Below are 6,779 nucleotides of genomic sequence, written 5' to 3'. Positions count from 1 at the left end.
CGGGCGACGCCGCCGTCGACGAGTCGGTCGTCACGGGCGAGTCGATGCCGGTCCGGAAGACGCCCGGCGACGCCGTGGTCGGCGGCTCCGTGGTCGCCGACGGCTCGCTGACGGTCGAGGTCGGCCCGGACGCGACCTCCAGCCTCGACCGCGTCGCGGAGCTCGTCTGGGACCTCCAGAGCGGGAACCACGGCGTCCAGAAGCTCGCCGACCGGCTGGCGACGATATTCGTGCCGGCCGTGCTCGCGGTCGCGCTCCTCGCCGCGGGCGCGAACCTCGCGCTCGGCAACGGGGTGACTCACGGTGCTCATCGTCTCGTGTCCGTGCGCGCTCGGGCTCGCGACGCCGCTCGCGGTCGCCGCCGGGATCCGCGACGCGCTCGAACGCTCCATCGTGATCTTCGACGACACCGTCTTCGAACGCCTCCGCGGGGCCGACACCGTCGTCTTCGACAAGACGGGCACGCTCACGACCGGCGAGATGCGAGTCGTCTCCGCCGACGTCGACGACGACCTGCTCCGGCTCGCCGCCGCCGTCGAGGAGCGCTCGGCGCACCCGGTCGGGCAGGCGATCGCCGCGGCGCGCGCGAGCGACGGCGCCACCGGAGCGGCCGACGCCGCGGCGAATCCCGACTCCGCGTCGCCCGCTGTCGCCGACGGCGGGCAGGACCCCGCCTCGGTCACCGACTTCGAGAGCCACGCCCGCGGCGTCTCCGGCGTCGCCGACGGCGTCGAGGTCGTCGTCGGCCACCCGGCCCTGTTCGACGAGCGCGGGTGGGCGGTCCCCGACGGGGTCCGTGAGGCGGTCGCGGCGGCCCGCGACGTGGGGCGCGTCCCGGTCGCGGTCGGTCGCGACGGCGCCGCGGAGGGCGTCGTCGTGGTCGGCGACGAGCTGCGCGAGGGGTGGGAGGAGACCGTGACCGAGCTCGCCGACTCGGGCGTCGAGGTGGTCGTGCTGACGGGCGACGACGAGCGCGCGGCGACCGTCTTCAGCGAGCACGACGCGATTTCGTCGGTGTTCGCGGGCGTGCCGCCCGAGGGCAAAGCCGAGACGGTCGAGCGGCTGAAAACGCACGGGCGGACGGTGATGGTCGGCGACGGGACCAACGACGCGCCCGCGCTCGCCGCGGCGGACCTCGGCGTCGCGCTCGGCGGCGGGACGGCGATGGCGGCCGACGCGGCCGACGTGGCGATCGTCGACGACGACCTCGGCTCCGTGGCGACCGTCTTCGAGCTCTCGCGGGCCGCGGGCCGACGCGTGAAGGGGAACATCGGCTGGGCGTTCTGCTACAACGCGGTCGCGATCCCGCTCGCGGTGACCGGGCTGCTCAACCCCCTGTTCGCCGCCGTGGCGATGGGCGCCTCCAGCCTGCTCGTCGTGACGAACTCCTCTCGGGCGCTGCTGGACGACTAACGCGCTCGGATCGCTCGCTCGCGGTCCCCGACCGCCGCGACCGCAAGGGACTTTCGGCTCACGCGACTGTCTTCACCTATGTCACAGGAGCCGCAGTCCTTCGACGTACCGACCAACGACGGGATGCCGGCGCTCGGGCTCGGGACGTGGGAGAACGACGACCCCGCGCAGTGTACCGAATCCGTCACCACCGCGTTGGAAGCGGGCTACCGTCACGTCGACACGGCCCAGATCTACGGCAACGAGGCCGCCGTCGGGAAGGGGATCGCGGCCGCCGACGTTGCCCGCGACGACGTGTTCCTCGCCACGAAGGTGTGGATCGACAACCTCGCGCCCGAGGACGTGGCGGCGTCGACCCGCGAGAGCCTGCAGAAGCTCGACACCGAGTACGCCGACCTGCTGTACGTCCACTGGCCGGCCGGCGAGTACGACCCCGCGGAGACGCTGCCCGCGTTCGCGGAGCTCCGCGACGACGGCCTCATCGACCGGATCGGCGTCTCGAACTTCGAGCCCCACCACCTCGACGCCGCGACCGACGCGCTCGGCGAGGCGCCGTTCGCGAACCAGGTGGAGTGTCACCCGCTGCTCCGACAGGAGGAGCTGCGCGAGTACGCCGACGCCAGCGACATCGAGCTCGTCGGCTACTCGCCGCTCGCCCGCGGGGAGATCCTCGACGACCCGACGATCGCCGAAATCGCCGAGAAGCACGGCGTCAGCGCGGCGCAGGTGAGCCTCGCGTGGCTCCGCGAGAAGGGCGTCACCGCCATCCCGAAGGCGACCGGCGAGGCGCATATCCACGACAACTGGGCGAGCCTCGGGCTCGAACTGGACGACGAGGACATCGAGACGATCGACGGCCTCGATCGGACCGACCGACAGCTGAATCCGGACTTCGGCCCGGACTGGTAGCCGAACGGGGCTCCCCGCTCACGCCGTCGCGTCGGTCGCGACGTTTCCGCTCCGCCGGGACGGTCGCTCCGAGACCGGTCCCGTTCAGACGTGCTCCGCGAGGAAGTCGACGACCGCGCGGTACGCTTCGATGCGGTTCTCTAACTTCGAGAAGCCGTGCCCCTCGTCGTCGAAGACCAGCTTTCGCACCGGAACGCCCTGATCGCGCGCCCGTTCGACGATCTGTTCGGCCTCGTCGACGGGCACTCGCGGGTCGTTCGCGCCGTGAAGGACGAACAGCGGCGACTCGATCGCCTCGATGTTGTTGATCGGCGAGATCGACTCGAGGAACTCCCGGTCGTCGGCCAGCGAGCCGTACTCGGCCTCCCGGAGCTTCCGGCGCCAGTCGCCGGTGTTCTCGAGGAACGTGACGAAGTTCGCGATCCCCACGATGTCGACGCCGGCGGCCCACAGCTCCGGGTACTCCGTCAGCGCCGAGAGCACCATGAAGCCGCCGTACGAGCCGCCCATGGCGACGACGCTGTCGGGGTCGACTTCGGGGTGGTCGTGGAGCCACTCCACGCCCGCCCGGACGTCCGCGACCGAGTCCATCCGCCTCTCCACGTCGTCGAGCGCGGAGTACGCCTTGCCGTACCCCGAGGAGCCGCGGACGTTCGGCTCGAACACGGCGTAGCCGTTGTTCAGCAGGTACTGCTTGACGGAGGCGAAGGAGGGCCGACGCTGTGACTCGGGGCCGCCGTGGATGTCGACGACCACGGGGTAGCCGCCCTCGGGCGGCTCCGTCTCCGGCACGGAGAAGAACGCGGGGATCTTCCGCCCGTCGAAGGTGGGGTAGTGAACCAGCTCCGGCTCGACGAACGTGTCCGGCGGGATGCCGGCGGTCGAGGCGGCGGTCCAGCGCTCCGTCTCGCCCGTCGTCGCGTCGACGACGTACACGTTCGCGTTGTGGGTGCTCCCCGTCGCCGTGATCGCGAAGCGGTTCCCGTCCGGCCCGAAGCTCACGCCGCCGGCGACGCCCTCGGGGAGGTCGGGGGACGGGAAGGGGTCGATCCGGTCCGGCTCGACCAGCTCGCCGACCGTGATCTCGGTGTAGCCGTCGACGTTGCGCGAGTACACCGCGCGGCGGGACTCCTCGTGGATCGCGACGCCGTCGACGTTCCAGCCGTCGTCGCCGCCGGGCTTTTCCGGCGCGTCGTCCGACCCGGCGTCATCGGCGTCGTCTTCCCCGGAGGCGACCACCGAGAACTCGCCGGTCGCGAGGTCGAGGCGCTCCAGCCGGAGCGTGTCGCTGTCGCGGTCGGTGACGAGGTAGAGCGCCTCGCCGTCGGGCCCCCACTCGGGGCTGCCGTAGCGCACGTCCCCCTCGTGGGGCGTGTGATGTGTCAGATCCCCGCTCGCGAGGTCGAGGGTGTACACGTCGTGGTCGAACGAGGAGTGCGCCTCGTGGACGATCAGCCGGTCGTCGCTCGGGGACCACCCGGCGACCGAGAGCCAGCCGTCGCCCTCGTGGACGCGTTCGGCGCCGTCGCCGATCGCGTCCCGATCCTGTACGTACACGTCGAAGACGGCCTCGTCGCGGCGGTTCGAGGCGAACGCGAAGCGGTCGCCCTCGTCGTCCCACCCTCCCCAGCGGTGTTTCGCATCGGGGCGGGCGGTGAGGTCGGTGATCTCGCCCGACTCGTAGTTGAGCAGGTACAGCTGGGCGCGCTCGTTCCCTCCCTCGTCCATGCCGAAGACGGCCTCGGCGCGCTCCGGCGAGGAGTCGACGAACGAGACCGACTCCTCGAAGAACGTGTGCTGTTCGGGCCACCCGAGCGGCTCGTCGAGCGACCACACCTGTCCGGTGCCGGTGGTGTTCAACAGGAAGGAGAGGCGCCCGTCGGGGCCGAGATCCGCCCCGCCGGCGTTCCGCACGTTGAGGTATCGCTCGATGTCGTACTGGTGCATGCGGTCCGGTTCTCCGCGCGCTGTGAAACCGTTTCGGGTGGGAGACCGTGTCGCGCGACCGTCCACACGCCGTCGGCGCCCCTTCGCCCCGCCGGATGCCGTGTCTTTTTATCCGACCCAGCCGTCCGGTCGGCGTATGCGCGTCGCGTTCGTCTCGCTTTTCGCACCCGGCCACGGCGACACGCCGGCGCGGTCGCGGACGCGACGGATCGCGCGGGGGCTCGCCGAGCGCGGGCACGACGTGGTCTGGCTCTGCGCCCGCTGGTGGGGCGGCGACCACGGCGCCTTCGAAGACGACGGGATCGCTTACCGGTCGGTGACCGTCGAGCCGTCGCCGTCGGCGTTCGCGGCGCGGCTTCCGCTCGCGCTCCGGCGGGTCGACCCCGACGTGGTCCACGCCGTCAACACCCCGCCGACGCCCGGAATCGGCGCGGCGGTCGCGAGGGTCCTCTCCCGCGCTCCCGTCCTCGTCGACTGGTGGCGCGACCACCCGGCCGACTCCCGGCGGCGATACCGGCTGCTCGCTCGGTGGGCCGACACCGTCACGACGCCGTCGCGGACGACGAAGACGCGGGTCCGCGAGCAGGGCGCCGACGGCGAGGACGTGCGGGTGATCCCCGAGAGCATCGACTTCGACCTCGTCGAATCGGCCGGCGTCGACGACCGGTTCGACGCGGTGTACGCCCGGCGACTGGACCGTCACGCCAACGTCGAGACGTTCCTGCTCGGGCTCGCGGAGCTTCGCGGCCGGGACTGGACCGCCGCCGTCGTCGGCGACGGCCCCGAGCGCGCCCGGATCGAATCGATGGCGAGCGACCTCCGGATCGACGACCGAGTGTCGTTCCTCGGCGACCTCCCCCTCCGCGAGCGGGTGGAACTGTTCAAGGGGACCCACGTCGCGGTGGCGACGGCGACGTGGGAGACGTTCGCGACCGACCTGCTGTGGGCGCTGGCGTGCGGCTGCGTCGCCCTCGTCGAGTACCAGGCGGATTCGAGCGCTCACGAGCTCGTGGAGGGGCGCCGACGCGGGCGGCTCGTCACGAGCCCGGCAGAGCTCGCCGACGAGTTCGTCGCCGTCGGCGACCTGGACAGCAAGTCCATCGAGCACGACTTCGCGTCCTACGACCACGACGCGGTGCTCGACCGGGTCGTCGACGCGTATCGGGCGCTCTCGGATCAGAACTGAGACCGAAAAACCGCGCGGGCTGCGGCGAGCGACTACTCGTCGTCCTGCGTGATCGTGCCGCCGTACTTCATGAACACGAAGGCGAGTCCGAGCGTGCTCACCATCGCGACGAACGTCGCGACGCTGAGCGCACGGGCGCCCTGCGGGACGAACACGGCGTCGGAACCGCCACCCCCAACCGTCTCGGTCTCGATGTCACCGCCAACCGCGAGGCCGGCGTGCATGCCGACATTGGTGTGCGGGACACAGTGGTAGTGGGTGATGCCGGCGTCCTCCTCGCTGGTTTCGTACTCGTAGGTGTGCCCCTCTTCGCCGATCGGGTCGCCGCTGTCGAGGCTGGCCGGGCCCTCGACGGTCTGCACGTTGTGGGAGCCGCCCTGTCCGGTCCACTCGAAGGTGATCGTCGTCCCGGGATCGACCCACAGCAGCGTCGGGTCGAAGGCGAGCCCCTGATCGCCGGCCCCGACTTGAACGGTGACCTCGCTCTCGCCGCGGGCGTCCTGGTAGGACCCGACGTTCCCGCTGCTGGCTCCGCTCGGCCAGACCGGCTTCTCCTCCTGTGCCGCCGCGGTCCCCGTCGTCGCCGCCGCCGCTCCCGCGACGCCGGCCGCGCCGCCGGCGGTCCGGATGAACCTGCGCCGAGAGACGTCGTCCGTGCTCATACACCCCGGTTTGTGACGGCCTGTAGTGAATATGTTGATCCGAGCGTGGGACGGTGACCCGTGATCGCCGTGGTGACCGGCGGCGGGAGCGCGTGACGCGGATCGGTATCGCCGGTCGCGGCCGACCGACCACGCGCCACCGGCAACCGACGGTGCGTCTCGCTCGCGTTCCGACCCGTTTATGGTCGCCGCCGCGCGCTGTCTCGGTATGACCGACGACGAGCGACGGAGCGAGCTCATCGCCGCGCTGCGGGCGGCCGACGCGGTCCGGTTCGGCGAGTTCGAGCTCTCACACGGCGGGACGAGCGACTACTACGTCGACAAGTACCTCTTCGAGACCGACCCCGACGCGCTGACCCTCGTGAGCGAGGCGTTCGCCCGCCGGCTCGCCGACACGGACGCGAAGCTCGCGGGCGTCGCCTTGGGCGCGGTCCCGCTCGTGGCCGTGACGGCCGCCGAGCTGGGGCGCCCGTACGTCATCGCGCGCAAGCAGGCGAAGGAGTACGGCACGGGCAACCGCATCGAGGGGCGGCTCGACGAGGGCGAGGAGGTCGTCGTGATCGAGGATATCGCCACGACCGGGCAGTCCGCGGTCGACGCCGTCGAAGCGCTCCGCGAGGCGGGTGCGACGGTGAACCGCGTGCTCGTGGTCGTCGACCGCG

The 6,779-nt window shown here is 71.7% G+C and carries 5 protein-coding genes and 1 pseudogene; 4 read left to right on the top strand and 2 right to left on the bottom strand.

Annotation, left to right across the window (positions count from 1 at the left end; translation table 11 throughout):
* Positions 1 to 1,413 (top strand): annotated as a pseudogene (locus DJ69_RS08825) (heavy metal translocating P-type ATPase); the annotation flags it as partial.
* A 123-nt stretch (positions 1,414 to 1,536) separates the two neighbouring features.
* Positions 1,537 to 2,322 (top strand): aldo/keto reductase, encoded by a 786-nt coding sequence (locus DJ69_RS08820; protein WP_099255276.1) that lies wholly within the window; start codon positions 1,537 to 1,539, stop codon positions 2,320 to 2,322.
* Between the two features lie 84 nt (positions 2,323 to 2,406).
* On the opposite strand, the gene DJ69_RS08815 is transcribed toward DJ69_RS08820, so the two are convergent.
* On the bottom strand, positions 2,407 to 4,269 hold the full coding sequence (locus DJ69_RS08815) for a S9 family peptidase (protein WP_099255274.1): 1,863 nt from the start codon (positions 4,267 to 4,269) through the stop codon (positions 2,407 to 2,409).
* 136 nt (positions 4,270 to 4,405) lie between these two features.
* Here DJ69_RS08815 and DJ69_RS08810 point away from each other — a divergent pair, with 136 nt between their 5' ends.
* Entirely contained in the window at positions 4,406 to 5,455 is a 1,050-nt protein-coding gene (locus tag DJ69_RS08810; RefSeq protein ID WP_099255273.1) for a glycosyltransferase, read from the top strand.
* A gap of 32 nt (positions 5,456 to 5,487) precedes the next feature.
* Here the strand turns inward: DJ69_RS08810 and DJ69_RS08805 are convergent, their stop codons facing one another.
* Positions 5,488 to 6,117: a plastocyanin/azurin family copper-binding protein gene (locus DJ69_RS08805; protein WP_099255272.1), complete on the bottom strand. Its 630-nt coding sequence runs from the start codon at positions 6,115 to 6,117 to the stop codon at positions 5,488 to 5,490.
* 208 nt (positions 6,118 to 6,325) lie between these two features.
* On the opposite strand from DJ69_RS08805, the gene pyrE reads away from it, so the two are divergent.
* Positions 6,326 to 6,779, top strand: a 454-nt coding sequence (pyrE, locus tag DJ69_RS08800; protein WP_180271773.1) for an orotate phosphoribosyltransferase, incomplete at its 3' end; no start/stop codon positions are given.

Source organism: Halorubrum persicum (assembly GCF_002727125.1).
GTDB lineage: Archaea > Halobacteriota > Halobacteria > Halobacteriales > Haloferacaceae > Halorubrum > Halorubrum persicum.
Note: the sequence above shows the minus strand (reverse complement) of the source record. Positions and strands in the feature narration are given on the sequence as shown.